The following is a 26,713-nucleotide window of genomic DNA, read 5'->3' as shown; positions in this document are numbered from 1 at the left end:
CGCAGCGCGAGCAGCAGGGCGGCGGCACCACCACCACGACCGAGCCGCAACGCGACAAGCAGGGTGGCGGCACCACCACCACGACCGGGCCGCAGCGCGAAAAGCAGGGCGGCGGCACCACCACCACGACCGGGCCGCAGCGCGAGCAGCAGGGCGGTGGCACCACCACCACGACCGGACCGCAGCGCGAGCAGCAGGGCGATCGGACAGGAATGAACGATACCGAACGATCCAAGGGGATGTCGAACGACACGACAAGTTCCCGTCCCGTAACTCAGTTCGCCGAGCCTGCATCGATGAGCGGGCATGACACAAACGTCAAACCGACTCACGGCGATCCGGTCTCTGCACAAATGGACCCCAATCGCGAAGTTTTGCGCCCGCAAATCGCGCCCGCACCGAAGGGCCAGATGATAACAGCCATGGCCGAAAACGGCGGGGATTTGCCCTGCTGGATCACGATCGACCCGAGAACGGGGGCGATCAAGGGCAGGCCATCGAACGGAACTGCCGCTGCGAACGTGCCCGTCATCGTTGTCGAATTGGTGCCCCAAGCCGATGGCACAACGCGGCGCGTCTCCATCGAGGTCAAACCCAATCAGTTCGGTGCCGGTGGCACCGAGTGCAACACGGTCCGCACCATTCCCACAGCGGCATCGGGGCGCGCGAAGCAAATGCAGGGACAATAACCAATATGCCTCTGCATGATAACGGGCGTCTCTCGGTCGGCACATCATCGCCCGACAGGTCCTGGCGTTGAAACCTGCGAGCTTGTCCAACACCTGACGTCTGCTTTGGCACTTCGGTGCGCAAGGGGTGGGGCGGCTGCTACTAAGACGATGTGATGCAAATTGCCGCCTCTATGCCGGACGTTCAGGGGTCCGGTCTGGGGTGTCGGAACCCGCCGTTTGTTCGCCGCAGTGCAGCGCTTGAATGACGAGGGCTGGGACGAAGCTGCCGTTCCCGAGCTGCGCCGAAAATGGCAGGGACCTAGCCGACACCTGCCATTCATGAAGCACCGATGATCGTTCCCGGAATGGAAGGGACTGGCCGTGAACGGATCGGCAGGTGTTGAACGATGGATGGTGGATAGCGGTCATTCCCGATTACGCCACAAAGGGGGCCGCTGCGCTGGCCCGGTCATTTGCAAACGACTGTGGATTTACATATTTTTGAAGCAGGGAATGGATGGGGCACCATACCATCGTACGTCCTGCGCGCTTAAGTTCGACTACCCATAATCAATCTCGAGCCAGATAAGGTCGAAGGTTGGTTATGAACGGACATTCAGGTAACGCTTCACGCCCGCGCATAGCTGTAGCGGGCGCAACCGGTAGAGTAGGTGCCACGCTTGTGGCGAGCCTCTCAAACGACCCGGTCGACTTGATCGCCATGACGCGGGATGCCAATTCCGACCGCTTGCCTGCCGGAATACCGACGGCCGAGGTGGATTTCTCGAACGCAGCGTCGCTCGCATCCGCTCTTGATGGAGTGGATCGCCTGTTCCTTGCCCACGGGACGTCCGACCGCCAAGTTGAGAACGAAATCGCAGTGATCGATGCGGCCGTGCAGGCAGGGGTATCCCATATCGTCAAGCTATCTGCGCTTGGCCCGCCCACGCATCTGCACCCCTTCGACTGGCATATGAAAATCGAAGCCCATCTCGCAAACCAACAGATCGGTTACACCGTGTTGAGGCCCGGTTCATTCGTCGATGTTCTCGCACGGGCCAAAAAGCCGGTCGCGGAGGGTCACTGGGGAGGAACCGCTGGCGACGGTAAGGTCAACCTGATCGACACCCGCGATATTGCGGACGTTGCCCGTATTGCCCTGCTCGACGATCGTTTCATTGGCGCCCAGCGTGCCTATCATCTCACCGGCCCGCATGCTGTCAGCATGCCCGAAATCGCAGAAGAGCTGTCTTCAATTCTGGGGCGGACAGTTTCCTATCATCATCGCACGCACGCGGAACATCGCGAGTATCTGTTGGCATCAGGGGTAAGCGAGATGGTTGCGGACCTTCTGTTAGGGCTCGACCGAATTTTTCGTGAAGGCGTTTTGGCCGAAACCACAACAACCGTCCGCGAACTTACGGGCAAAAATGCCCGATCGGTTGCAGATTGGCTGCTGGAAAATGCAGCAGGATTTCGGCCATCGGCTGACCTGCAAAAATTCTGACTCGCGACACATCCAGTGCTTCAACCTAAGCATCGTCCGGGATCGGTCTGGGGCAGCGCACGCGCCGCCAAAGCAGATGCATGGAAGCTGACCCAACAGTTATCGCTGTTTGAGTAATTCAAGAAACTTTCACCCAAAAATAGCGCAATTAATTCAGGTGAATGTGCACATTGAGTGCATTTTTCTCAAAGATGTTCAATATATATGGAGATATGCACCGTGTCGAAACTCGATGGTAAGCTCGCGGTTGTTACCGGCGGCAGCTCCGGCATCGGCCTGGCAATTGCACAGATTTTTGTGGCGAACGGTGCGCGCGTTGTCGTCACTGGCAGACGTGAGCAGGAACTCAATGATGCGGTAGCTGCGCTTGGACCACGCGCCTTGGCATTCCGCGGTGATGTAGCGTCGCTTGAAGATCTGGACCGTCTGTTCGAGAGGGTTGCGGCCATGGGTAAGTTAGACGTGCTGGTGGCCAACGCAGGGATCGCGGAAAGCGTAACCTTGGAGGAGCTTACGGAAGAGCATTTCGATCGGCTCTTCTCCATCAACGTCAAGGGCGCCGTGTTCGCGGTGCAGAAGGCCCTTCCGCTTTTCCAGGACGGCGCCTCGATCATCCTGATGGGCTCGGTGGCAGGCGTGAAGGGCACAAGCGGCTTTGGCGTTTATGGTGCGACCAAAGCTGCGTTGCGCAACTTCGTGCGCGCATGGACCATCGAGCTCAAGGATAGGCGAATTCGTTCTAACGTGGTCAGCCCGGGGCCGATAGATACGCCCGCAACACAACGCTTCTCAGCCGAGGCGTTCCAGAAATTGACCTCTACAGTGCCCATGGGCCGCGTGGGATTACCGGAAGAAGTGGCTCGGGCAGTGCTCTATCTCGCCTCAGAAGACTCGAGCTTCGTCAGCGGCACCGAGCTTTTCGTTGACGGTGGCCGCGCTCAAGTTTGATGGATCCAGAAAAGGCATTCGAAAGTTCGGACGACTTGAGTGGGCGCACTGCAGACTGGAAGCCGTCGATCGGCCGAATGATCGGTTTCGGCGCAAGCCGACGCTCCGGAGCACGCGCCGGAACGGCTTGATCTGGGTCGCTAGCCGTCTATGCGCCGTGATGGAAAGTGCCGCCCCGATAGCGGCCGTTCGCGGCACTCAAGACCCTCCCTGATACCTGGCCTCTGTTTACCTGGTATACCGTCCCATGCTTTCAAGGTCATCGACGCGCGCGCCTTGCTGACCCCGGTGGAGTTGGCCGCACGCAGCGTGGAAATGTCAGATCCGCACGGAATTGAGTCAGCCCCCCTTTTGCACGCCGGTCCACAATCGAGGATACCGCGCCCCTTGCTTGATCGGGCCAAGGCAGTGCCCGAATGATGGTGCAGCAGGCGCGTCAGGCAGCCGGGGAACGCCAGGGCGCCGAAGCGATGCGCAGGGCGGCCTCGCAGCCCGCCTTGGCCAGCCGGGCGGCAATCTCCGGGTCGGTCTCGATGCGCATGAGCTGCAAGGTGCCGAGCATGGCACCGAAAACAACGCTGGCCCGCTCGCTACGCTCGTCGGCATCGCCACCCGCGGGCAGGTTCTCCGCGATCAGGCGCACCAACCCGAGGTTCCGGGGGGTAAGGCGGTGGCGCGTCGCCTCGCTTTCCCGGGCGATTTCGGGGCCAAGCGCGGAGATGGCGCAGCCCAGCCCCATATGGTCACGATGGATCGGGCGCAGATACCTCCGCACGATCGTCTCGAGCTTCTTGTCATCCGGGCAATCGGCAACCGCTTTCTCGAAGTAGGCGTGCGTCGACGCGCTGGCATATTCCAGTGTCTCGGCAACCAGTTCCGCCCGCGATCCGAAATGGGAGTAGAAACCGCCATGGGTGAGGCCGGCGTCGGCCATCAGCGGGCGCACACCCACCGCCGCGATCCCTTCGCGGCGGAATCGCTCGGCGGCGTGTTTGAGGATCGCCTCGCGCGTCGCGCGCTTATGGTCCTCGCTGTATTTTGCCACGTTTACTCCACCTTCCTGAAATTCTAGCCGCCCTTATAGCGTTCGGCGACCTGCCCGCTGAGCACGTCCTTGAAGAACGCCTGGCGCGAGGTTTCGATCGCGTCCCAGATCGCGGGCGAGCCAAGGCTGGGGATGGTCACTTTCTCGCCCTGTTCCAGCCCGCTGAGCGCGGCATCGACAAGCTCTTCGGCGGAAAGGTAGGCGGTGTCGGGGAAGACGGAATCGCTGAGACCCTGCGACGTGAAAAACTCGGTGCGGATCGGCCCTGGCAGGATGGCCTGGATGCGGATGTCGCTATCGGCGTATTCCATTTGCAGGGACCGCGTGAAGTTCAGCACGAAGGCTTTCGAGCCGCTGTAGGACGCCCCTCCTGCGGAAGGGCCAAAGGCGATGACCGAGGCGATGTTCACGAGCGTGCCGTTACCCGCCTTGCGGAACCCCGCAAGCGCGGCGATGGACAGGCGGGTGAGTGCGATGACGTTGAGGCGGATCAGCGCTTCCTGCGCGTCGGCTCCGGTGGTGGCCGTGGGGCCAAGGCCGCCCGCGCCGGCGTTGTTCACCAGCATGGCCACGGGCTCCTCTTCGAGGCGGCGTTCGAGCCGGGTGAGATCGGCCGGATCGGCGAGATCCCCTATCCAGCGTTGGACGCTGATGCCGAATTCGGCTTCCAGCCTTGCGCCAAGGTCGGCGAGGCGATCGGCGCGGCGCGCCACCAGCAGCAGGTCATAGCCCTGCGCGGCAAGCCGCTGGGCGTAAACGGCGCCGATGCCCGATGAGGCTCCGGTGATGACGGCGGTCTTCCTGTCGGACATGGGCGTGCTCCGTCAGTCGTGCGTGCGCGGGGAAGGGCGGTTTTCGGCGCGCCACCTTTTTTCGTCTTCGGTATCGGCGCGCGGCGGAAAATAGCCGTTGATGGACCAGTAGTCGAACGGCGTTTCGTCGATGTGGAACTCCCAGTCGAAGCCCCGGTCCTCGACATAGGGTTTGAGCAGCGTGTTGACGCGATCGATGAAACGGCGGCTGATCTCGATGCTGGGGAAAGAGCGCGCGATGTGTTCCATGACGATCCGCACGAACCGGTCGGCGGGCTTGCCGGCCACGTAGAAATTGCGGGCGTCAATCGGCTGGAACACGATCCCCACGTAAAAGCGCGGCATGACAGTGCCGTAAAGGTCGGTGATCTTCTCCGCAAGCTCGGCCTTGTCGCTGTCCGAATAGGCATCGGCGGGATGATAGATTGTCCAGAGCGGCATGGGTCTCTCCTGTCAGGCACCATTGGATTACACTTGTCATAGTAAGGTTGCTGGATTACATGTCAATTGTAATGTTAAGCGGAGCGGTCGATGGAAGCGGTGAATGAAACGGGTCGGAAAGTGTCTGGAGCCGTCGGGCGCCGAGCGGTGCTAGGCCTGGGTAGTGCTGCGATCGTGGCCGCCGGCGCCGTGTTACCATCGGCCGCCCTCGCGCGACCCGCGGGCGTGCGCCACGGGGATGCGCCGACACGTTTCGTCGAGGCCAATGGCGTGCGCTATGCCTATCGCCGCTTTGGTGCCGCGCAGGGTGTGCCGCTGGTCTTTCTGCAGCATTTTACCGGTGGGCTCGACCATTGGGATCCGGCGGTGACCGACGGATTGGGGCGCGGCCGCCCGGTAATCCTGTTCGACAACGCCGGTGTGGGCCTTTCGGGCGGCGCCGTCCCGCCGACCATCGAAGCCATGGCCGGCCACGTGGCGGCCTTTGCCAACGCGCTCGGTCTCCAGCGTTTCGATCTTCTCGGCTTCTCGATGGGCGGGATGGTCGCCCAGGCCTATGCCAAGCAACACAGCGATCGCCTGCGCCGGCTCATTCTCGTTGGCACGGGACCGCGCGGCGGCGACCCGACGCCCTACCAGGCCGACGTTGCAAAACATGCGCGCGGCAACGGCAACCTCGACGATTTCCTGTTTCTGTTTTTCGGACGGTCGGAGGCGGCGGTCGCTGCGGGCAAGGCATTCTGGGATCGTCGCCACCAGCGCACTACCGACCTCGACGCACCGATAAGGCCGGAATCCATCGCGGCGCAAGTTGCGGCAGCGCGCGACTGGGCACTACCGAAGGGCGAACGCTTTGCCGACCTGAAGGCGATCGCGGTGCCCACGCTCGTCGTGAACGGGTCCGAAGACGTGATGATCCCCACGATCAACAGCTTCTACCTGCAACAGCACACTCCCGGCGCCCAGCTCATCCTCTATCCCGACGCGGGGCATGCCTCGCACTTCCAGTATCCCTCCCTTTTCGTGGAACACGCCGGCCTGTTTCTTGATTCTCCGCCGCCGGGCAGCTTGGCATGACGCGGTGGCAAATGGACCGGCAGCGCCTTGCGGTGCTGTGGCAGCACTTTCTGGCGTTTGGCCGCGTGACCGAAGCGATCGACATGGAGGCAGCCGAGCGCCGTCGCCGGCGGCAACCTTGGGCCTGATTTAGGCCGCGTGCCGCGTCAGGCGCGCTTGCGCTTGCGCGTACCCTCTGGCGGCGCGGAAACGCTCGCGGCGATAAACGGAATATTGTGCGGGCGCGGTGCGCCGGGGCCGGGATAGACACGGACCTGCCGCGGATCGAGCGGTTCGCCGCATTCGGAACAGGCCAGAACGGGATCGCATTCCGAACCGCACAGGGCATGGACGTGCACCAGCGGGCGGCCCGCCTTGTCCGAAAGATGTTCGTCCCCCCAATGCACCAGCGACATCAGGATCGGATAGAGGTCCAGCCCCTTGGGCGTGAGGCGGTATTCGTGGCGCGGCGGGTCCTGCTGATAGGCAACTTTGGTCAGGATCGAGCTGTCGGTGAGCTTCTTGAGCCGTTCGGCAAGGATACCGCGGCTGATCCCCAGCCGTTCCTGGAAATCGTCGAACCGCCGCACCCTGAGGAAGCATTCGCGCAGGATCAGCAGCGTCCAGCGATCCCCGATTACCGACATCGTCCGGGCTAGCGAGCAGGCCTCCTCATCCAGTTCGTTCCACCGCATCTCTGTCTCCGTCCGGGTAATTTTGATTTGCTGACGCTAGGCAAGGGCGGCGTCGACGGCTTCGTATAGCCGATCCTTGCCAAAATAGATCGCGTCGCCAACAAAGAACGTTGGCGCGCCAAAGGCGCCGCGCGCGACCGCGCGGTCGGTATTGGCGATGAGGCCGCCCTTGACCTCGGGGGCCTGGCTTCGGGCCGCGATTTCTCCGGCCGGAAGGCCGGCCGCATCGAGTGCACGGGCGAACACCTCCGGATCATCCATCTTGAGCCCATCGCGCCACATCGCGCAAAACACAGCCTCGACATAAGGCGCGAACAGGCCGAGATGCTGCGCCGCGATCGCTCCCCGCATCAGGGTGAGCGTGTTCACCGGGAAATGCGGGTTCATGCGATAGTCTGCGATGCCATGACGGGCGCAGAAGCGATCGATTTCCAGCCGATCGTAAGCGAGCTTGGCCGGGATATGCGCGAAGGCGGTGGCCGGCGACTGGTTGTTGGTCGCCTTGAAGATGCCCCCCAGAAGAGCAGGCACGTAATCGAAGACGACCGGATGCCGGCTTTCGATCTGCGGGATGACGCGGTGGACGAGGTAGGCGTTGGGGGAGCCGAAATCGAACAGGAACGCGATGGATTTGCCCGCCATTACCAGGTTTCTCCATAGGGGCGGATTTCCTGCTCGAAGGTCCAGGCGGTCCGCGGCTGGTTGAAAAGATCCCAATAGGCGTCGGCGATCGCCTCGGGCGGCATCAGCCGGTCCGGATCGAGCGTCTCCAGCGCGTCGGGGCCTTCGCGCTTGGCGATGAGGTCTCGCACGAAGGCGGTATCGACGCCGGCGTCGATGATCAGGTGGGCGACGTGAATTTTCTGGGGCCACAGTTCGCGCGCCATGGACTGCGCCACCGCGCGCAAGCCGAACTTTGCGGAGGCGAAGGCGGCAAAGCCCTTGCCGCCGCGCAGGCCGGCGGTGGCGCCGGTGAAGAAGATCTTGCCGCGCTGTCGGAGCAGCATAATCCGCGCGGCCTCGCGCCCCGTGACGAACCCGGAGAAGCAGGCCATTTCCCAGACCTTGCGAAACACCCGGTCGGTGGTTTCGAGTATCGGGAAATTGACGTTCGCGCCGATGTTGAAGACCACGAGTTCGAGCGGTGCCGCGGCTTCGGCCTCGGCCAGAAAGGCCGTGACGTCCTCGGGAATGCGGGCGTCCAGCCCGCGCGCCGCGATGCGGCCGCCCTCGGCCTCTATCTCGTCGACGAGCGGCTGGAGTTTGTCGCCGTTGCGGCGCCCGGCCTGCACGAGATAGCCTGCCCGTGCGAAACGCTTCGCAATGGCGCCGCCGATATAGTCGCCGGCACCGACGATGGCGACCGAGGCCTGTTTGGGTTCGATGATCACGCCGTTCCTTTCGCTTGTGCCACTGTGGGGAAAGCCTGCCCGCGCTACCAGACTTCGCCCGCCGGCCTGATTTCCGTGCGGAACGACCACGCGCTTTTGGGCTGGTGCGCGACATGGAAGGCTTCCGCCGCGATGTCGGCCGGCTGGATAAAGAAGTCGTCCGGCTTGCCGGGGAAACGCTCCCGCGTCCACGGCACGTCGATCACCGCGTCTATCACAAGATAGGCGACATGGATGCCCTTGGGGCCGAGCTGGCGCGCGATCGACTCCGCAAGAATGCGCTGCGCCGCCTTGGTCGGAGCGAAACCTGCGAACAGGGCCTTGCCGCGCTCGGCGGACGTGTTGCCGGTGACAAGGATCGATCCGCCTTCGGCTTCCATGTGCGGCACGGCCCACCGCGCGATATGGTAGAGCGCCATGACGTTGATCCTGAAATTGGCTTCGAGCACCGAGGGATCGACATCCAGGAAATTCCCGAACGCGCCGCCCACCGCGTTATGTACGACCGCCTTGACCGGGCCGCCGGCCGCTGCCGCCTGGTCGAGCGCGGCAAGGAGCGCGTCGGGATCGCCAACGTCGCAGGGAAGGGCGAAACTGTCCGGAACCTCGCGCGCCAGCGTATCGAGACGGCCAACGTCGCGGGCCAGCATGGCGACGCGGTAGCCGCCTTCCGCATAGCGCCGCACCAGCGCGGCCCCGGTGCCCGGACCTACGCCGGTGATGATGGCAAGTGGTTTCATGGCTGGGCCTCCAACGCAGCTGCGACAAATTCCAGACGATCGTTGCCGAAGAACTGCTGTTCGCCGACGAAAAAGGTTGGCGCCCCGAAGATGCCCCGTTCGGCGGCTTCGGCGTTGACGGCGGCCAGCTCGGCTGCGGCTTCGGCGCTGCCAAGATCGCCGAGCGCAGCCCCGTCGATGCCGGCGCCTTCGAGAATGGACGCAATATCGCCTTCGCTCGCGATCGGGACTTGCGACGCCCAGACCGCCTTGAACAGCGCGCTGGCAGCGGTTGCCGCCAGTCCCTTTCGCCGCGCGGCAAGCATGGCGTGCAGCATGGCGCGGGTATCCATGTTCGCCATCCCCGGATTGGGGGCAATCGGCACCTGGTAATGCATCGCCCAGCGCCGCAGGTCCTGCTGGAGATACCGGCGCTTTGCCTGGCAGGTGACGCTGGTCGGCACGTTGCCGACCTTGCCCATCACGTCGAGAACGTCGAACGGCCGGTAATCGATTTCGGCATCCAGGAGCGGCAGCCGCGTGAGCGCGAGATAGGAGTAGGGGCTACGGAAATCGAAGTGAAATTCAAGGCTCCGCATGGCTGGAAATCCTCCCGCAACTGTCCGCGCCTTTCGCGGATTCGCACTCTTTGTTAGTTCGAAAATAGAACTCACTCAACCAAAAGCTATCGGCGCGTCGAAAGCAGGCGTTGGTTTATGCGGCGGGCGCAGCGGCCTTTGCAACGTTCCCTGAGCTTTCCATAAAGGACATAGACGCCGGCCCAGGTGGCCAAGGGGCACCCAACCGTCATCATCTTCGAACCGGGCGATTGCCTCACGGATCGGCTGCATGGTTGCGCTCGGCGCCTGCTTGGACGCCGCAGGGCGTAAATCGGTGCGCACGGCCCATAGCTCGGGCAGGTCGCGCCACCGAGGCCCGGAACGCAGCACCCAGAAGAGGCCATTCAACACGCTCCGACAACTGCCGCCTGCATTGCCGCCACCCATTGCACCGTGTACGGGCTAGAGCATGGCCAGAGCTGATAGACTGGAACGGCTTGATAACCGTCGTGCCGAACTCGAGGCGGACTACGCGAAGGCGCTGATCGAGGCCCTGCGCGTCACCGCCGCAGGCCAATGGGGCCTGTTCGGGCACAATGCGGATCGCATATCGCGCAATGCTGCGACGCCGTTTGTCGACAATCTGCTCGAAACAGGCAAGGCGATCGACCAGATGCGAGAGCAGCTGGCCATGTCGCCGTTCGATCTGCACCAGGAGTTCCTGGCATCGCGCGGCCCGGTCAAACCGGACGCAGTCGGCGAGCCCAAGCAGGCGCAAGCTTGGCTCGACCGGCTCGGCGAGGCCAGGCAAGCGTGACGGCAACCCCTGATCGCGCCGCGCCTCAAAGCGGCCAGCCCGCACGCGAGACTGGTTCATGGCCAGAAAACGCCGTTATCTGACTGCCACCATGCCTGACGGCTATGTGAAGACCATCGGGCCGACGACCGACAGTTTGACGCATTACTGGCGGATTGTGGCGACACTGGCGAACGGCAAGACGGAAGTCTTCTGGGGGCACACCCGTTCGCTCACAGAAGCGCGCCGCAAACGCCTTGCTCTCGCGGAAGCGGCGAAAATGCGAGGCTGGAGGGAATTTGCCTTCGAAATCGTCGAGCTCGTTGAAACGTCGGTTTAGTCCGCGCTGTTTCTGGAAATTGCAGATCGCCAAGCCGGCGGGAAGGATCGCTTTCAAGGTCGACCTCGAGGCCGCGCAAGGAAGCTGTCAATCTGAAAAACACTTTCAACTCGGCTGCTAGGCCATTGGGCCGATTTGCCGTAACCCACTGGAACCAAGCCGAATCATGAGGGCTCGACTGGCTGGGGCGGCAGGATTCGAACCTGCGAATGCCGGTACCAAAAACCGGTGCCTTACCACTTGGCGACGCCCCAGCGGGTCGCGCGCTTATAGCGGGGCGTTTGCGTAAGGGAAGGGGGCGCGTGAACTTCTTCGCGCGCCCCTCGTCCAGGCGATCGTCGGGTCAGAAACCCTTGACGATACCCTGCAGTTTTTCGGGCGGCAGCGTGTCGAAATCGCTGGCGTCGTGCCGTTCGGCCAGCCCCTTGGCCGAATTGACCAGACGGCCGCGCAGCACGCCGGGGCGCGCGTCGATCTCGCCCACCCAGCGGCCGACGTGCTCGTATTCGTGCATCGACAGGAACGTCGCCGCCTCGCCATAGGCTTCGCCGCGATAGAGGTTGCCGAACCATGTATAGGTGGCGATGTCGGCGATGGTGTAGTCGTCACCCGCCAGGAAGCGTGTCTTGGCGAGCTGGCGGTTCGCCACGTCGAACAGGCGCTTGGTTTCCATCGCGTAGCGGTTGATCGCGTATTCGATCTTGAACGGCGCGTAGTTGTAGAAGTGGCCGAAGCCGCCGCCGATGAACGGGGCGGAACCGACCTGCCAGAACAGCCAGGAAAGCGTTTCGGCGCGTTCCTTCCCCGACGTGGGCAGCAGCACGCCGAACTTTTCGGCCAGGTGCATCAGGATCGCGCCGGATTCGAACACGCGAAACGGCTCCGGGCCGCTGCGGTCGACAAGCGCGGGAATCTTGGAGTTGGGGTTGATATCGACGAAGCCGGAGGAGAACTGGTCGCTTTCGAAGATCTTGATCAGCCAGGCATCGTATTCGGCTTCGCTGAAGCCCAGCGCCAGCAGTTCCTCCAGCATGATCGCGGCCTTCTGGCCATTGGGCGTGCCTAGCGAATAGAGCTGGAAGGGATGCTTGCCGACCGGGAGATCCTTGTCATGCGTCGGGCCGGCGATCGGTCGGTTCACGCTGGCGAAGGCGCCGCCGTTCTCCTTGTCCCAGGCCCAGACTTTCGGCGGAACGTATTCTTCAGACATCACCGGCTCCTTCGCGGATATTGTTAGGCTTGCTATCATTTGCCCTGCGCCAGCCCCGTCCGCAAGCGCGGATGCACGGAGGGCGTTCAGGTTGCCGTTGAATATGGCGGCGCGGCGCGGCCACACCAGACCCGAAAGTCCGATGTTTGTGGTTGTCGCACTGAAACGAGAACTTTCAGAGACGTTCGAGCGCGGGCACCAGCTCGTCGAAATGGTCGATCACGGCGTCGGCGCCGAGTTCGTGCGGCGGCAGGTCGTGATAGCCGAAGCCGACCGCGACCACGGGAATCCCCGCTGCGCGCGCCGCGCCGATGTCGAACGTGGTATCCCCCACGAAAGCGGCGCGGCCGCCGCCGCAGCGTTCGACCATGGCATGAAGCATGTCCGGCGCGGGCTTGGCGCTTCCGGGGCCGAGCGTGTCACCGCCGATCACCGTGGCGAAGCGGTCCAGCAGCCCGAGTTCCTCGAAGAGCCGGACCGCCATCGATTCCTTCTTGTTGGTGGCTACGGCGATCCGGACGCCGCGCGCATCCAGCGCGTCCAGCATCGCCGCGCCGCCGGGGAACAGGCGCGAATGGCGGGCGATATTCTCGGCGTAGAAGGCATAGAGCTGGTCCTGCAAGGCGGGCAGGGCCGCTTCGTCCACCCCGCCGCTGGCGGCGAGCGCGCCGCGCAGCATCTGGCCCGCGCCGCCACCGACGAAGCGGCGCACCTCTTCCACCGGAAGGATCGGCCGCCCCGCGATGGCAAGCGTATGGTTGAGCGCTTGGCCGAGATCGCCCAGCGTATCCAGCAGCGTGCCGTCCAGATCGAAGCCGACGATGTCGAAGGGAAATGGTGCCATGGGCAGGGCACGTGGCGGACCGTTCTGGAAAGCGCAAGCATTTGCTGGCAATGACCCGGTATGACCGAACCGAATCCTGCCGCCGCCGCTTCCTCTCCCCTTGCCATCATTGTCCTTGCCGCCGGCAAGGGCACCCGCATGAAAAGCGATCTGCACAAGGTGCTGCACCCCATCGCCGGCCGGCCGATGCTACTGCACCTGCTTGCCAGTGCCGATGCGCTGGCGCCGGAACGTTGCGTCGTCGTGGCAGGGCATGGGCGCGAGCAGCTGGAGCAGGCGCTGGGCGAGCGCGCGGCCATCGCCGTGCAGGACCCGCAGCTTGGCACTGCCCACGCCGTGCAGCAGGCGGAAGCGGCGCTCTCCGGCTTTTCCGGTGACGTGCTGATTCTTTACGGCGACGTGCCTTTCGTCAGCGCGGAAACCATGCGTGCGATGATCGACCGACTGCATGGGGGCGATGCGCCGGCCGTGGTCGTGCTGGGCTTCGAGCCGGCCGACACGCTTCAGTACGGACGCGTGATCGCGGAGGATGGGCGCATCGTGAAGATGGTCGAGCACAAGGATGCGAGCGCGGCGGAGCGCGCCTGTCGCGTGTGCAATTCGGGCCTGATGGCGGTGCGCGCGGCCGACCTGTTCGGCCTGCTGGCGCGCGTGGGCAATGATAACGCGCAGGGCGAATACTACCTGCCCGATATCGTCAACATCGCCATCGCCGATGGCCGCGCCTGTTCGGTGGTGGTGACCGCCGATGCGGACGAGGTGGCCGGCATCAATAGCCGGGGTGAACTGGCCGAGGCCGAGGCGCGCTGGCAGCAGCGCCGCCGCGCGCGGGCGATGGCCGATGGCGCCACGCTGGTCGCGCCGGAAACGGTATGGTTCGCGTGGGACACCGCGATCGGCCGCGACGTGACGATCGAGCCGAACGTGTGGTTCGGCCCCGGTGTGACGGTGGCGGACAAGGTGGTGATCCATGGCTTCAGCCATCTCGAAGGCGCGACCGTGGGTGAAGGGGCGCAGATCGGTCCATTCGCGCGCCTGCGCCCGGGCGCCAACCTGGCGAAGAAGGTCAAGGTCGGCAATTTTGTCGAGGTGAAGAACGCCAATCTGGCCGAAGGCGCCAAGGCCAATCATCTGACCTACCTGGGCGATGCCGACGTTGGGGCGGGGGCCAACATCGGCGCGGGCACGATCACCTGCAATTACGATGGCTATTTCAAGTATCGCACGGTGATCGGCGAACGCGCCTTCATTGGCTCCAATTCGGCGCTGATCGCGCCGGTCAAGATCGGCGCGGATGCGATCGTGGCCGCCGGCAGCGCGGTCAGCCGCGATGTTGCCGCCGGGGAACTGCGCATGGTGCGCGCGGAACAGCTGATCAAGCCCGGCTGGGCCGATCGTTTCCACGATGCGATGAAGAAGAAGAAGGCCGAGAAGAAGGGATAGGCCCTCTCCCGATCGCATCAGCTCCGGAACGGCAGGAAATTCGGTTGCCATGATATCATGATATGATATCGGTATATCACGATGACTCGCATTCTCGCCGATCTTCCCGATGAGGACATCCAATGGCTCGATGCCCGCGCGGCCGAAGAGGGCAAGTCGCGCGCCTCGGTGCTGCGCGAGGCGGTGGCGAGCTTCAAGGCGCAGAACCGCGCATCGCGCCGCAGCGACTGGATCGCACGGGGCGCGGGTTACTGGAAGGATCGTGCCGATATCGGTGATGCTGTGGAATACCAGCGCGCGATCCGCGATGATCGCACGCCCTACGACCAGGTGTGATCCGTGGCCGATCCGTTTTTCGATACCAACATTCTGGTCGACTGGCTGAAGGACCGTCCGCAAGCCGTGGCCGAGCTTTCGCGCTACAAGCGGCACCGGATCAGCCGGATCGTCTGGGCCGAAATTCTCGCCGGCGAACCGCTCGAACAGCGCGATACCGTGCAGCAGATCATCGCCCCGTTCGAAGTGGTGGAGATAGACGCGCGCATCGCCGCCACGGCGGCGGACATCCGTCATCGCAGCCGCATGAAGTTGCTCGACGCGCTCATTCTTGCGACCGCGCAAGTCAATGGCGCTATTCTCGTGACACGAAATACCAAGGATTTTCCGGCCAACATGCCGGGCATCCGCGTTCCTTACACCCTCTGTTGAAAGTCGCGTCCCATGTGCGGAATTATCGGAATCGTCGGGAAGGATGAAGTTGCGGACCGGCTCGTCGATGGCCTGCGGCGGATGGAGTATCGCGGCTATGACAGTGCCGGTGTCTGTACGGTGCACGATGGGCAGCTCGTCCGCCGCCGTGCGGAAGGCAAGCTCAACAACCTGGTGGTCGAACTGGCGCGCAATCCGGCGCCCGGCACAATCGGGATCGCCCACACCCGCTGGGCCACGCATGGCGCGCCGACCACCAGCAACGCACACCCCCACGCCACGGGCGAGGTCGCGCTGGTCCACAACGGCATCATCGAGAATTTCCGCCCGTTGCGCGAGGCCCTGATCGCGCGCGGTCGCCGATTCGAGAGCGAGACCGACACCGAAGTGGTCGCGCATCTCGTGTCCGAACAGGTCGAGGCGGGGGCTTCGCCGCAGGACGCGGTCCGGGCGGTGTTGCCCCAACTGCGCGGCGCGTTCGCGCTGGCCATCGCCTTCCGCCAGCACCCGGAAATGCTGATCGGCGCGCGGCTTGGCTCGCCGCTGGTGGTGGGCTACGGCGATGGCGAAACCTACCTGGGTTCCGATGCGCTGGCGCTTGCGCCGCTGACGCAGAAGGTTTCCTACCTCGAAGAAGGCGATTGGGTGATCATCACGCGCGATGGTGCGCAGGTGTTCGACGTCGACAACAACCCGGTGAAGCGCGCGATCGTCGCCTCCGGAGCGACGGCGGCGGCGATCGAGAAGGGCAATTACCGCCACTTCATGCAGAAGGAGATCTTCGAACAGCCGATCGTCGTCGCCCAGACGCTGCGCAGCTACCTGCGCCGCGTGGACCAGACCGTCGCGCTGCCGCAGATCGATTTCGACCTGTCGAAGATCAACCGCGTCACGATCGTCGCCTGCGGCACCAGCTACTACGCCGGCATGGTCGCGAAGTACTGGTTCGAACGCTTCGCGCGGCTGCCGGTGGACATCGATGTCGCCTCGGAATTCCGTTATCGCGATCCGGTGCTGGAGCCGGGCGGCCTGGCGCTGTTCATCTCGCAATCGGGCGAGACCGCCGATACGCTGGCCGCGCTGCGCCACTGCAAGGCGGCCGGGCAGACGATCGCGGTCGTCGTCAACGTGCCGACCAGCTCGATGGCGCGCGAGGCGGACCTGTTGCTACCCACCCACGCCGGGCCGGAAATCGGCGTCGCCTCGACCAAGGCGTTCTCTTGCCAGCTTGCCGTGCTGGCGGCGTTGGCGGCGCACCTCGCGGCCAAGCGCGGGATGATCGACCGGGCGGAGGAAGCCGAAATCGTCAACCAGCTGGCGGAAGCGCCGGCGGCGCTCAATGCCGCGCTGAGCCACGACGAGGAAATCGCGGCGATGGCGCCGCTGATCGCGCCGGCGCGCGACGTGCTCTACCTCGGGCGTGGTCCGGATTACCCGCTGGCGCTGGAGGGTGCGCTGAAACTCAAGGAAATCAGCTATATCCATGCTGAAGGCTATGCTTCGGGCGAAATGAAGCACGGCCCCATCGCGCTGATCGACGAGGCGGTGCCGGTGATCGTCCTCGCCCCCAGCGGGCCGCTGTTCGAGAAGACCGTCAGCAACATGCAGGAAGTGCGGGCGCGGGGCGGCAAGATCGTGCTGATATCCGATGCCGATGGACTGGCCGAAGCGGGCGAGGGCTGCCTTGCCACGATCGAGATGCCGCGTGTCCATCCGCTGATCGCGCCGCTTGTCTATGCGGTGCCGGTGCAGTTGCTGGCCTATCATGTCGCGGTGGCCAAGGGCACCGATGTCGACCAGCCGCGCAATCTCGCGAAGAGCGTTACCGTCGAGTAGGATCGTTCTCCCCCGCCGCTCGGTCAACAGGTTGCGCCATGATGCAGCAGGACATCGTGCCGCTTGCGGTAGCCATGGACCTTGTCGCTGCCCGCGCGCCAAAGCGATCGCGATGCTCGGCAATGAACGCATAGAGCGCGTCCCGTTGCCTGCGAGCACTCAGAGACCGAGGAGATCGATTTTCCGCACCATGTCCGCGACGGAGATCGACTTGAGTTTCTTGCCGGCGCTGGATCGATGCATTTTTACGGTGACCTCGGTTATCCCGAGCTCATAGGCGATCTGCTTGTTCAGGAGGCCTCGCGCGACGCCCTTCAGCACGTCGATTTCTCGCGTTGTGAGTTCTTGCGCGAGTTGGCGGACCGAGTCGCGCTCACGCTGCGCGCTGCGGCGCTCGCCATCGCGGCGAAGCGCATCCGTGACCGCATCAAGAAGCTCCTGCTCGCGGAAGGGCTTTGACAGGAAGTCCAGCGCGCCTGCCTTCATGGCGCGAACCGACGTGGGAACATCGGCATGGCCCGTGATGAAGATGATCGGGATGTCGACGCCCTGGCTCGCCAGCTGCGCCTGCAGTTCGAGACCACTGGAGCCGGGCAGTCGGAGGTCGAGGACAAGGCAGGTCGGGCCGTCGGGCAGCGTGTCGCCCAACATCTCGTTGGTGCTGCCGTATGCAGTCGTCCGCATGCCGACCGACCCGAACAAATCCGTCAGGCTGTCCCTGATATCCTGATCGTCGTCCACGATCAGGATCATGGGCTCCTGAGAGGCGCTGCTGGCGGCGGCCGTTCCTGCTTCATTCAACAATGCGGCCTCCCGTCTGAACGTGCCCGAGGATGTCGGTTCGCAGCACGGAATGCCATCTAAGTGGCGGAGGCGCGAGGATACTTCGGTATGGGGGCGCGATTTCTGCGAGCCGCTCGCATACGGAGTTCGGGCGGGGCCATACCGGGGTAGGGCTGGCTGCTTCGCTCTCAAACCCCTTCCTTAAGCGGGAAGGTCCCCCTCTGGTGGCGGATCGGCGAGAAGGGTGAATGGGGTATGAAGGCAGCTGTTCTGAACGCCAACGAGGGCCGCTTCGACGTCGAGGATGTCCGGATCGATATACCCAAGGGCAGGGAGGTGCTCGTCGACGTCAAGGCGTGCGGGCTCTGCCATTCCGATCTTCATCTCGCCGAGGCGAACTATGGTGTGCCCCTGCCGGCCGTGCTCGGTCATGAGTTGGCGGGTGTCGTTCGCGAAGTCGGACCGGACGTCCGCGAGCTAAAGGTCGGCGACCATGTGGTCGGATCGCTCGTGCAGTTCTGTGGTCATTGCGTCTCCTGCTTGTCCGGTCGCACGTACCAGTGCGAGCATCCCGAGGAGACGATGCGCGCGACGAGCGACGGTCAGCGGCTTACGAGGATGTCGGACGACAAGCCGGTGTACACCGGCTGGGGAACCGCCGCCTTCGCCGAGCAGGCGCTTGTCCATGAGAACCAGCTCGTGAAGATTCCCGAGGCTGTGCCCTTCCCGCAGGCCTCGATTTTGGGTTGTGGTGTGATAACGGGCGCGGGAGCGGCGATCAACTCGGCGGACCTCAAGACCGGCGATACCGTCGTCGTGATCGGGGTCGGGGGTGTTGGGCTGAACGCCATCGCAGGAGCGAAGCTTGCCGGCGCTTCGCATATCATCGCGATCGACAACCAGCCCGCGAAGGAAGAACTCGCCCGAAAGTTCGGCGCGACCGACTTCGTCAACTCGGGGGAACGGGACGCTGTCGCCGCGGTGAAAGAAATCCTGCCGCGCGGTGCGGACCACGCCTTCGAGGTGATCGGACTGCCCGTGACCACGGAACTTGCGGTTCAACTGGTCCGACCGGGCGGGACGGCATATCTCGTCGGCCTTCACCGTCCCGGACAGACCTTCCCCGTCGCCGGTCTTGACGTGATCGTGCGCCAGGTCGAGGTGAAGGGCGTCTTCATGGGATCAAGCAACATCAAGCATGACATCCCGATGTATGCGGATCTCTACCTGCAGGGTCGGTTCAATCTTGATGATCTCATCTCGAGTGAGGTGAACATCTCCGAGATCAACGAGGCATACGAAGACCTGAAGCACGGCGCGATTGCCCGCTCGGTCATCACCTCGTTCTGACCGGAAGCTTCGACGCGGAACTTCGCACGCATCCCGGCGCAAGTTCGCGGGCTGTTCAAAACCCCCTGCAGGAAATCGCGGGGCCGGCAGGGCGTGTTCGTTTGCTGCGAGATTTGCTGCAACCCGGTATACAAGCAGGTCAGGAACGGAAGCAGATTTTGAAAGCAAGGCGTCTGTAAAACCAGGAGCTAGTCATCCGGACGTCGCAAGGCGCGTTCGAGACAGGCGAGCAGGTCGGCTGGATCGAATGGCTTTCTAAGGAAGCTGCTGGCTCCAGCGTCGGTGGCTTGCCGTGCGATGTCCTTGCTTGGAAAAGCCGTGATGAGGACGACGGGTACATCGGGCTGGGTCCGGCGAATATGCTTGGTGAGTTCGATCCCGCTCATGCCAGGCATCTGGACATCGCTCAAAACGCAGTCGGGCCGGCATTCCTCGTCGCATACGTAGGCGTCGGCGTTCGCGAACGACTTGGTCCGATAGCCGAGGCTGTGCAGGAGGTCCTCCAACGAAAGGCGAACATCCTCGTCGTCCTCGATGACGCCAATCAGTGGAGACCCGAGCAACTCATTTCCTTCAATCGTTCGATTGGACCATTGATCTCACCGTCTCGCGTCGGCAAGGCTTACTGCATCATCGGGCTCGTTTTCCCCTCCATGGGGCATGGAGAACGAGGGCATCACGCAGGTGAGGTCCGTGGAAATCGTTCCCGGCCGCCGATCAATGGTATCGATTGTCATCACGCCGTTAGGTCTTCCGACCGGTGGTGCGCCGTAGGGAGAACCGGGAGGGTGACCCGGAAGATCGCGCCTGGCTGATCCGTTCGGTTCAGTCCGACGATCGTCCCGCCATGGGCTTCGACGAGGGTCTTGCAGATGCTTAAGCCCAGTCCGAGCCCCTCTGGGCGGGAGGTGTAAAAGCTGTCGAATATCCGGGAGAGGCTCTCGGCGGGTATCCCCGGGCCGTTGTCCTTTATCTCCAGCACGTAGCAGTCGCTGTGGTGATGGCCGGCAACCTGGATCGCAGGCCGGCGCGTCTGACTGTCCTTGAGTATCTGGACCGCGTTGAGAAGCAGGTTCACCAGGACCTGCTGGATCTGGATCGGGTCCACCTGAATGTGCTTCTGCAGGTCTGGAATATCGACGGACCAGGTGATCTTTCCCCTTTCCAGTTCGTGCCTGATGAATTGCATCGATTCCCTGACGAGGTCGACTACCGGAACGGTGACGGCGTTCGTTACCCGACGTGCCGCCATCCCGCGGATGCGATCCATCACGTCGCGTGCCCGGCCGGCTTGCGAGGAGATGCGGGTTATGGCGTCGAGGGCGGCTGCCACATCGGGAACTTCGCGTTCAAGGAACCGGGTCGCCGCCATCGCCGAGATCGAGATGGAACTGAGTGGCTGGCCCAGCTCGTGGGCGACAGATGCCGACATCTCGCCAAGCATGGAGATGCGTGAGAAGTGCGCGAGCTCTTCCTTCAGGCCGTCAAGGGCTGCACGCCTCTTGAGTTCCTCGGTTATGTCGATGAACGCGGCAAGCCAGACCCCATGTGGTCCATTCGGAACCCGCATCACCGCGGCAAAGATCGTGTCGAAGCCCGACCCATCGAGACGAATGGAGCGAGCCTGCTCGTGGTATTCGTGCTTTCCATCGAAATAGGCCGCGGAGACGTTCTTGAGAACCGGACACAGCGGATCGAAGAACCGGTGGGTGGGCGACCCGATGAACTCGCTTTTATCCGTTCCCCCGAACATCTCGACGGCCGCATCGTTCAGATCCAGGAGGACGGCGCTGGTGAGCGCAGCCAGGTCCGCCGGACGTTCGGACAGGTAGGCCTTGAAATCTTCGACGCCGTTCTTGCGCAGTTCGTCCGCCTTGCGCGAACGCTCGCGGGCGTCAACGACGACGAACGCGATGGTGGAGATCTGCATGAAGATCTCATACCAACTCCATCCGGGCTTCTCGAACGGTTCGCGATGGCGCGGCGCGCAATCGTCGTCCTCCGAATTCCGCCTGCTCTTCCCGGAGATCGTCCTGTTGTTCCAAGGCACCGTGTCCGGGCTGGACATGCAGCCAGCGTCGGAGAGCCAGCCTGCCCCGTCGATGAGCGCGGGAGCTTTGCACACCGGTGTTGAGGGGAGGGAAGGCACCTGATCATTCCGGGGCAAGCCAAGGGCACCGGAGATGGACTTCGCAACGCTCTTGGATTCTCCCCGAGAGGACAAGGGTGGTTCTCCCTAGTATTCGCTTATTTAGCCAATATCCCGGGGCCAGTACCCTAGCGACCCATACGATCGCATGTAGTGACACTTCCGTCTGTCCGCCGCAGCACACGCGGAGGAAGGTGGGGTATCGGGTGCTAGGGCGGATTCTTTTCTTTGGCGCCGGCGTTGCGGCGTGCGGCTCATCCGGAGGCGCGCTCGCCCAGGATGCCATTCCGGCCGGTGGGGACGAAGAGACACCCGCGATTGTCGTGACCGGGAGCAAGCTCGGGAGCGATCCTCAACGCCAAGCGCGGTCGCTGCAGATACTGAGCTCGGAAGATCTTGCATCGCGGGGGATTCAGGACGTGGCCGGGCTGGCCAAGGTGGTCCCAGGCCTGACATTCACCCGATCTACCTATGGGGTGCCCGTCTATTCCATTCGAGGGATCGGTTACTTCGACAACAGCCTGACCGCTCCGCCAGCGGTGGCAATCTACATCGACGAGGCGCCGCTTCCGTACTCGGCACTGTCAACCGGGGCCGCGCTGGATCTCGCTACCGTCGAGGTGGCAAAGGGGCCGCAGGGAACGCTGTTCGGACAGAATTCCACAGGGGGGGCGATAAACTTCGTGTCCGCGAAGCCGACGGACCGCCTGAGTGTGGGCCTATCGTCGGACATCGACAGCTTTGGGCAGTTCACCAACGAGGGCTTCGTAAGTGGCCCCATCGCCGCGAATCTCAAGGTGCGGCTTTCGGCCAGATATGAACGCGGTGGCGACTGGCAGGAGAGCGATAGGACAGGAGAGAAAAGGGGGGGCAAGGACTTGCTGATCGCCCGCCTCCTGACCCAATGGAACCCAGCCCACAATCTGGATATCCTGCTCAACATCAACGGGTGGCGGGATCGGTCCGATACCCAGGCCGGACAGCTGGTGACGCTAAGGGGCGCGAGCCCGCCTCTACCTCAGGGCGTCCAAGGCCATCCTGCGGGCGTGCGCAACAACCGGTTGGCCGATTGGTCGGATGATGGCACGTTCGCTCGTGATGCCGATTACTACCAGGTTTACCTCCGGGTGTTCTATCGGCTCGAGAACCTCACCCTCACCTCGATCACATCGTGGCAGGACCTGTCGCGTGACGATACGTCGGATTCAGACGGCACGAACTTTCAGCTTCTCCAGTCCCGGACTCCGGGGCGGGTCTCCATATTCTCCCAGGAATTGCGCGCGCGGCTTGAGCAGGGACCGGTCAAGTGGATGGTGGGAGGAAACTTTCAACGGGAACGGGTCAAGGATGAACTGGCTCTCACCATAAAGGACAGCAGTTTTCCGTTCGACGCCATTCAAACCAAGACGAGACATCGCAACCGTAGTTGGGCGGTCTTTGCCAATCTGGAGGTCGACGTCACGGACAGGCTGACTCTTGAGGGCGGCGGACGCTATACCGATGAACGCCGAAGGTTTCAGGGGTGTAGCTACGATGGTGGCGATGGCAGCCTTGCGGCGTATGTAGGCCGCGTGGCAACGACGCTTTCGGGAACGACGGTGAACATTCCCGCTGGCGGATGCGTGTCGCTTTCGGATCGTCTCCTGCCCGCGGTCACCCACACGGAATTCTCTGATCGGAACTGGTCCTGGCGCGCCGGCCTCAAATGGTCGCTGCACCCAGCGATCATGCTTTACGCCAACGTGAGCAGAGGTCAGAAGAGCGCGGCATTTCCCACCGTCGCCGGAACGGTTGCAAGCCAGTTCGCGCCTGCCAAGCCGGAAACCGTCATTGCTTATGAAGTCGGAGCGAAGGCCACGGGCTTGGGAGGGCGCGTGCGCATATCTGCGGCTGCCTTCCACTACGACTACCGCGACAAGCAGGTGCGCGGAAAGACGATCGATCCCAACATTGGACCGGTCGGAGCACTCGTGAACATCACCCGATCAAGCGTTTGGGGAGGTGAGGTCACGGTGGACGCCGAGCCGCTCAAGGGGGTCGACCTCGCGGCCGGGATGAATCTGACAAGCAGTTCCATCCTGGGTCCATTTCTCGCCTATGACGCCTATGGCCGGCGCCGTGATCTTGGCGGGGAGCCGTTCCCCCTGACGCCGAAGTGGCAGCTGTTCGGCAATATGGGCTATCGCCGAACCGTTGGCAGCGGTGGCTCGGAGGTGTTCGCCGGCGCGAGTATCAAATACCAGTCGGGGACGAATGCCGACCTCGGAGAAATCGCAGCCCTTTACCTCAACCCGTATGCGATCGTCGATCTGCGGGCGGGCGTGACTGTGAATGGGGGTTGGACCGTCCAGGCCTATGTCACGAACGTCGCGGACCAGAAGTATGGGACGTTCACCAGCACGGTATCGCCTGACGTCAACGTACGCTTCACCGGGATGCCTCGAACCTTCGGTTTGCGGGCGAGCTACCGTCTCTAGGTCGTAAACTCATAATCAGCAGGCTCGAGGTTTGAAGCAAAATGGCCCGGCGCAAGAAGGAGGGGTGCAGGAATATGTCGATATTTCAAACCACTCCGACGCCGCGCTGGGCCATTTTGGTCAAATCCCTACGGGACGTCCAAATCGCTTCCATCTCGAACCGAAAGGCGCTTGCAAAGGCAACCAGCCTTCGCGGCGCGCCTTTCGGCCCGATATGTTCACCATTTGGACGCCTCGAGCCTGCTGATTATGAGTTTACGACCTAGTACTCCGTACAGACCGCCATTCGGTCCGCGGTGCCGATACCTTGGTATGTATGGCCAGCTCGGGGAGGGTGGACCATTGTCGGCGCGTAAAACGTGCTGCCGATTTCCGGTATTGGGACTGAAGTTTGTCTGAATTCACGAAACTCGACATTGAGGGTGACGTCTCCGGCCGTGACGTCGCCTATCGCGCGATTTCGGGTTCGGGGCAGGTGGCACGGCAGAGCACGTTGACGAGCTCGGCCGTGCACATCGAATTCAATAGGAGAACCGCGCCGCAGCCGGTTCTTGAGTGGCTGTACCGGCAACCCGTCGCCACGATGATGTGCCTGCGGAGCGGCTTCTCCGGATACAATCTCAGCGTCGGCGGCTCGGCCGAAAGGAGCTACTCGCCGAGACGGCACAGGTTGTTCTACCTGCCTCCCGGTGCGGATGCCCAGGGTGACTACACCGTCGGAAACACCTGCAGCTACATCGCGGTGTTCTTTCCTGCCGAGCTGGCGGAGAACGCAGCGAGCGATCCGGTGATCGGGTTCGATGATCCGGCGATACGCCATGGCTTGGCCGACCTCACCAACTGGAGCGATGATCCCGGGTTTTCCATCATGGCGGAGGGTTGGACGCTTCAAACCGCAGCACGCCTCCGGCTGCGGAGCCTAAGGACAGCTCAATCACCGGATACCGTGCCCGAGCTCAAGCCCGATCGGCTCATCGAGTTCCTGCGATACGGCCATGTCGTCCCCACCCTGGGGGACATGGCGCAGGTGGCCGAGATGTCGCGCACGGAGTTCATGCAGTCGGTCTGGCAGAAAACGAAGCAGACACCGTTCGAGTATGCCGTGAAAATGCGGATGGAAGCGGCGGCCGCGCTTCTGAACGACAGAAGCCTTTCCATCGAGCATGTCGCCTCGCGCTTCGGTTATGGATCACTGGAAGCATTCTCGCGCGCATTCGTCCGGATCTTTGACATGACCCCGGAGAAGTATCGCGCATACCCAGGGTGACGGCGTGTCGGTTCGGTCGTGTCCGCTCGATCATCTCGATCGCGCCGCGCCACTACCAGGGTATAGGTCGACCTTACAAAGTGTGGCTGACAGGTTCCGTCGATGGTGATTTCGCGGGAACCGGAAAATCCTGAGTTCTACAGGCATGTGAATGGCAAGGCGCATGTGACCATCCGAGCGTCGCCTTCGCTACGGCTTGAAAAGGTCGATCGCGTCAGCGACGAACCCGTCGTAGGCCGCTACCGTCAGTCCTGCCTTTCGCTCTTCATGTTCGATGCCGGATATCGGCACTTCAGCGTCGACGTGGCTGGTGAGGTCAGCAACGTGTCAAGGCCGCAGCGTAGCGTCTTCGCCTTGCTTCCCGCTGCTGAGGAGGTGCGTGGAGAGTTCCACGCCGTCGGGGACCGCTTCCGCTACAGCATTGCGTACATCGAAATCGACTTTCTCAGCGCAAGTGACCGTGCGCTGTTCGAACGCCCGCTGGTAGGGTTCGAGGATACCACCCTGCAGTGGGGGATGTCGGAGCTTGGAGGATGGAGTCATGACCCGACTTTCCCGCTGATGGCCGAAGGGTGGGCCCTGCAGTGCGTGGCACGGTTGCGTGCGAAACTGGGAGATAGGAAACCGGGGGGAGCACGAAGTGGCGGGCTGGCGCCGGCTCGGCTTAAAATGGTCACCGATTATATCGAACACCGCATCCAGGAGAGCATCACGCTCCACGAGCTTGCCGCCATCGCCGGCCTGAGCATCCGTCACTTCGCGCGCAGCTTCCAGGCGAGCAAGGGCAAGACACCCGCGCGCTACATCCACGACCGGCGATTGGGGCGGGCTCGCGAGATGTTGGCCATGCCGGGGTTCTCGATGACGGATGTCGCGTATGCCTGCGGCTTCTCCCACGCCCAGCACTTCTCCAACAGCTTCCAGCGTTCAACCGGCATGACGCCGACAGAGTTCCGGCAGGCGAATGGGGGGCGATGCGACGCGGTCTGACCGCCTTCCCATTGCGACAGGCGCGCGTCTTCCTCAGGAGTTCTTGGGGGATGGACCCATACCATGTTATGGGATGTTCGGCTCAGCGCGCGATGCGAAAGCATGGTCGGGGGTGGATCATGCTGCGACACGACCGCATCGATGATTGGTTTGGACTTCAAAAAGCGCCTTCCCCGAAGGCGCTTCACAGCATGAGTTGAGTGGCGGTTAGATGGCGGCAGCTATCCCAGCCGGTGCGCGCGGCGATGCGTTCTATCCCACCAGAGCATTCTGGCATCGGGGGCGCCGATCGAGCAGCAAGTCTAGCGGCCCTGGCGGTCCCTCGGGATCATGCCGCGCGGGCGTCGCACAACGGAAAGGTCGCTCCGCGATCTTGGCCGCCGAGATGCTCGAGCACCAATTCCTGCAGTTCGCTCACGGCGGACGAGGCGGTGTAGCTTACGTCCATGATGCGTTTCAAAAGATGCCGTACACTTGCAACATCCAGTTCGGGCCGATCGAGAAGCTGCTCGATCAGAGAGGACTGGAGCACCGTGGCGCAAACCTTCTGCTGGACGTGATGGGATACTGCGATCAGCCGGTCCATCCCGTTCGCCGTCTCGAGATCGAAGTTCAGGTTCGCTTCGGAGATCGGCGGCAGGGCTATCATTTCCATCGTCGTGGTCTCCTTGTTTC

The 26,713-nt window shown here is 63.0% G+C and carries 30 protein-coding genes and 1 tRNA gene; 16 read left to right on the top strand and 15 right to left on the bottom strand.

Features of this window, described 5'->3' with window-relative positions; genetic code table 11:
• The 3 genes from NMD1_RS21275 to NMD1_RS17765 all read left to right on the top strand — a co-directional run.
• Positions 1-689 (top strand): putative Ig domain-containing protein (locus NMD1_RS21275; RefSeq protein ID WP_233497773.1); only part of this gene is annotated, 689 nt, incomplete at its 5' end.
• A gap of 586 nt (positions 690-1,275) precedes the next feature.
• Entirely contained in the window at positions 1,276-2,178 is a 903-nt protein-coding gene (locus NMD1_RS17770) for an SDR family oxidoreductase (RefSeq protein WP_125956063.1), read from the top strand.
• Positions 2,179-2,397: 219 nt separating this feature from the next.
• On the top strand, positions 2,398-3,126 hold the full coding sequence (locus NMD1_RS17765; RefSeq protein WP_199558158.1) for an SDR family NAD(P)-dependent oxidoreductase: 729 nt from the start codon (positions 2,398-2,400) through the stop codon (positions 3,124-3,126).
• Between the two features lie 436 nt (positions 3,127-3,562).
• Here NMD1_RS17765 and NMD1_RS17760 read toward each other — a convergent pair whose 3' ends face one another.
• From NMD1_RS17760 to NMD1_RS17750, 3 genes are read right to left on the bottom strand one after another with little or no spacing between them, the layout of a single operon-like run.
• The gene (locus NMD1_RS17760) at positions 3,563-4,171 is read right to left on the bottom strand and encodes a TetR/AcrR family transcriptional regulator (protein ID WP_125956059.1); all 609 of its coding nucleotides are present in this window, start codon (positions 4,169-4,171) and stop codon (positions 3,563-3,565) included.
• Between the two features lie 23 nt (positions 4,172-4,194).
• Positions 4,195-4,983, bottom strand: coding sequence for an SDR family oxidoreductase (locus tag NMD1_RS17755; protein ID WP_125956056.1), 789 nt, complete (start codon positions 4,981-4,983; stop codon positions 4,195-4,197).
• Positions 4,984-4,995: 12 nt separating this feature from the next.
• On the bottom strand, positions 4,996-5,424 hold the full coding sequence (locus NMD1_RS17750) for a tautomerase family protein (RefSeq protein WP_124810537.1): 429 nt from the start codon (positions 5,422-5,424) through the stop codon (positions 4,996-4,998).
• Positions 5,425-5,598: 174 nt separating this feature from the next.
• Here NMD1_RS17750 and NMD1_RS17745 point away from each other — a divergent pair, with 174 nt between their 5' ends.
• On the top strand, positions 5,599-6,501 hold the full coding sequence (locus tag NMD1_RS17745) for an alpha/beta fold hydrolase (protein WP_233497771.1): 903 nt from the start codon (positions 5,599-5,601) through the stop codon (positions 6,499-6,501).
• Complete coding sequence (locus tag NMD1_RS21685; RefSeq protein ID WP_255352116.1) at positions 6,498-6,629, top strand: hypothetical protein; 132 nt, start codon at positions 6,498-6,500, stop codon at positions 6,627-6,629. The genes NMD1_RS17745 and NMD1_RS21685 overlap by 4 nt, the downstream gene beginning before the upstream one ends.
• 18 nt (positions 6,630-6,647) lie before the next feature.
• Here the strand turns inward: NMD1_RS21685 and NMD1_RS17740 are convergent, their stop codons facing one another.
• From NMD1_RS17740 to NMD1_RS17720, 5 genes are read right to left on the bottom strand one after another with little or no spacing between them, the layout of a single operon-like run.
• Entirely contained in the window at positions 6,648-7,175 is a 528-nt protein-coding gene (locus NMD1_RS17740) for a helix-turn-helix domain-containing protein (RefSeq protein WP_125956051.1), read from the bottom strand.
• 36 nt (positions 7,176-7,211) lie between these two features.
• Positions 7,212-7,817 (bottom strand): 2-hydroxychromene-2-carboxylate isomerase, encoded by a 606-nt coding sequence (locus NMD1_RS17735; protein WP_125956049.1) that lies wholly within the window; start codon positions 7,815-7,817, stop codon positions 7,212-7,214.
• Positions 7,817-8,566 (bottom strand): SDR family NAD(P)-dependent oxidoreductase, encoded by a 750-nt coding sequence (locus tag NMD1_RS17730; RefSeq protein WP_233497770.1) that lies wholly within the window; start codon positions 8,564-8,566, stop codon positions 7,817-7,819. The genes NMD1_RS17735 and NMD1_RS17730 overlap by 1 nt, the downstream gene beginning before the upstream one ends.
• Positions 8,567-8,610: 44 nt before the next feature.
• Positions 8,611-9,306 carry an SDR family NAD(P)-dependent oxidoreductase gene (locus tag NMD1_RS17725; protein ID WP_125956046.1) on the bottom strand — a complete coding sequence of 232 codons (696 nt, stop codon included), beginning with the start codon at positions 9,304-9,306 and terminating at the stop codon, positions 8,611-8,613.
• Positions 9,303-9,884 carry a 2-hydroxychromene-2-carboxylate isomerase gene (locus NMD1_RS17720; RefSeq protein WP_125956043.1) on the bottom strand — a complete coding sequence of 194 codons (582 nt, stop codon included), beginning with the start codon at positions 9,882-9,884 and terminating at the stop codon, positions 9,303-9,305. The genes NMD1_RS17725 and NMD1_RS17720 overlap by 4 nt, the downstream gene beginning before the upstream one ends.
• A gap of 430 nt (positions 9,885-10,314) precedes the next feature.
• Here NMD1_RS17720 and NMD1_RS17710 point away from each other — a divergent pair, with 430 nt between their 5' ends.
• Together NMD1_RS17710 and NMD1_RS17705 are read left to right on the top strand one after the other, a co-directional pair.
• Entirely contained in the window at positions 10,315-10,662 is a 348-nt protein-coding gene (locus NMD1_RS17710) for a hypothetical protein (RefSeq protein ID WP_124810543.1), read from the top strand.
• A gap of 58 nt (positions 10,663-10,720) precedes the next feature.
• Complete coding sequence (locus NMD1_RS17705) at positions 10,721-10,981, top strand: hypothetical protein (protein ID WP_125956041.1); 261 nt, start codon at positions 10,721-10,723, stop codon at positions 10,979-10,981.
• A gap of 179 nt (positions 10,982-11,160) precedes the next feature.
• On the opposite strand, the gene NMD1_RS17700 is transcribed toward NMD1_RS17705, so the two are convergent.
• The 3 genes from NMD1_RS17700 to NMD1_RS17690 form a co-directional block, all read right to left on the bottom strand.
• Positions 11,161-11,235: transfer RNA gene (locus NMD1_RS17700), tRNA-Gln, on the bottom strand.
• Between the two features lie 89 nt (positions 11,236-11,324).
• Entirely contained in the window at positions 11,325-12,191 is an 867-nt protein-coding gene (gene yghU / locus NMD1_RS17695) for a glutathione-dependent disulfide-bond oxidoreductase (RefSeq protein ID WP_124810545.1), read from the bottom strand.
• A gap of 175 nt (positions 12,192-12,366) precedes the next feature.
• On the bottom strand, positions 12,367-13,035 hold the full coding sequence (locus NMD1_RS17690) for an HAD-IA family hydrolase (protein ID WP_125956039.1): 669 nt from the start codon (positions 13,033-13,035) through the stop codon (positions 12,367-12,369).
• Positions 13,036-13,095: 60 nt separating this feature from the next.
• Between NMD1_RS17690 and glmU the strand changes: the two genes are divergently transcribed.
• The 4 genes from glmU (at position 13,096) to glmS (ending at position 17,022) form a co-directional block, all read left to right on the top strand.
• The gene (gene glmU / locus NMD1_RS17685; RefSeq protein WP_125956036.1) at positions 13,096-14,478 is read left to right on the top strand and encodes a bifunctional UDP-N-acetylglucosamine diphosphorylase/glucosamine-1-phosphate N-acetyltransferase GlmU; all 1,383 of its coding nucleotides are present in this window, start codon (positions 13,096-13,098) and stop codon (positions 14,476-14,478) included.
• 81 nt (positions 14,479-14,559) lie between these two features.
• Positions 14,560-14,814 (top strand): CopG family transcriptional regulator, encoded by a 255-nt coding sequence (locus tag NMD1_RS17680; protein WP_125956034.1) that lies wholly within the window; start codon positions 14,560-14,562, stop codon positions 14,812-14,814.
• A 3-nt stretch (positions 14,815-14,817) separates the two neighbouring features.
• On the top strand, positions 14,818-15,186 hold the full coding sequence (locus tag NMD1_RS17675) for a type II toxin-antitoxin system VapC family toxin (protein WP_124810549.1): 369 nt from the start codon (positions 14,818-14,820) through the stop codon (positions 15,184-15,186).
• Between the two features lie 12 nt (positions 15,187-15,198).
• Positions 15,199-17,022 (top strand): glutamine--fructose-6-phosphate transaminase (isomerizing), encoded by a 1,824-nt coding sequence (gene glmS, locus NMD1_RS17670; protein WP_125956032.1) that lies wholly within the window; start codon positions 15,199-15,201, stop codon positions 17,020-17,022.
• Positions 17,023-17,181: 159 nt separating this feature from the next.
• On the opposite strand, the gene NMD1_RS17665 is transcribed toward glmS, so the two are convergent.
• Positions 17,182-17,775: a response regulator transcription factor gene (locus NMD1_RS17665; RefSeq protein WP_124810551.1), complete on the bottom strand. Its 594-nt coding sequence runs from the start codon at positions 17,773-17,775 to the stop codon at positions 17,182-17,184.
• Between the two features lie 285 nt (positions 17,776-18,060).
• On the opposite strand from NMD1_RS17665, the gene NMD1_RS17660 reads away from it, so the two are divergent.
• Entirely contained in the window at positions 18,061-19,155 is a 1,095-nt protein-coding gene (locus NMD1_RS17660) for a Zn-dependent alcohol dehydrogenase (protein WP_125956030.1), read from the top strand.
• Between the two features lie 188 nt (positions 19,156-19,343).
• Here NMD1_RS17660 and NMD1_RS17655 read toward each other — a convergent pair whose 3' ends face one another.
• Both NMD1_RS17655 and NMD1_RS17650 read right to left on the bottom strand, forming a co-directional pair.
• On the bottom strand, positions 19,344-19,718 hold the full coding sequence (locus tag NMD1_RS17655) for a response regulator (protein WP_158453995.1): 375 nt from the start codon (positions 19,716-19,718) through the stop codon (positions 19,344-19,346).
• 173 nt (positions 19,719-19,891) lie between these two features.
• Positions 19,892-21,085 (bottom strand): sensor histidine kinase, encoded by a 1,194-nt coding sequence (locus tag NMD1_RS17650; RefSeq protein ID WP_158453994.1) that lies wholly within the window; start codon positions 21,083-21,085, stop codon positions 19,892-19,894.
• Here NMD1_RS17650 and NMD1_RS21270 point away from each other — a divergent pair.
• The 4 genes from NMD1_RS21270 to NMD1_RS17630 all read left to right on the top strand — a co-directional run bounded on the left by NMD1_RS21270 (position 21,084) and on the right by NMD1_RS17630 (position 26,038).
• Positions 21,084-21,308 carry a hypothetical protein gene (locus NMD1_RS21270; protein WP_158453993.1) on the top strand — a complete coding sequence of 75 codons (225 nt, stop codon included), beginning with the start codon at positions 21,084-21,086 and terminating at the stop codon, positions 21,306-21,308. The genes NMD1_RS17650 and NMD1_RS21270 overlap by 2 nt on opposite strands.
• Positions 21,283-23,781: a TonB-dependent receptor gene (locus tag NMD1_RS17645; protein WP_125956024.1), complete on the top strand. Its 2,499-nt coding sequence runs from the start codon at positions 21,283-21,285 to the stop codon at positions 23,779-23,781. The genes NMD1_RS21270 and NMD1_RS17645 overlap by 26 nt, the downstream gene beginning before the upstream one ends.
• 391 nt (positions 23,782-24,172) lie before the next feature.
• Positions 24,173-25,048, top strand: coding sequence for an AraC family transcriptional regulator (locus NMD1_RS17635; RefSeq protein ID WP_125956022.1), 876 nt, complete (start codon positions 24,173-24,175; stop codon positions 25,046-25,048).
• Positions 25,049-25,150: 102 nt separating this feature from the next.
• A complete protein-coding gene (locus NMD1_RS17630) occupies positions 25,151-26,038 on the top strand; it encodes a helix-turn-helix domain-containing protein (RefSeq protein WP_125956020.1) in 888 nt (295 codons plus the stop codon).
• 328 nt (positions 26,039-26,366) lie between these two features.
• On the opposite strand, the gene NMD1_RS17625 is transcribed toward NMD1_RS17630, so the two are convergent.
• Positions 26,367-26,693, bottom strand: coding sequence for a hypothetical protein (locus NMD1_RS17625; protein ID WP_125956018.1), 327 nt, complete (start codon positions 26,691-26,693; stop codon positions 26,367-26,369).
• Positions 26,694-26,713 lie beyond the last annotated feature (20 nt).

The sequence above is a fragment of the Novosphingobium sp. MD-1 genome (genome assembly GCF_001014975.1).
Taxonomy (GTDB): Bacteria; Pseudomonadota; Alphaproteobacteria; order Sphingomonadales; family Sphingomonadaceae; genus Novosphingobium.
This window is presented reverse-complemented; position numbering and strand designations above follow the sequence as displayed.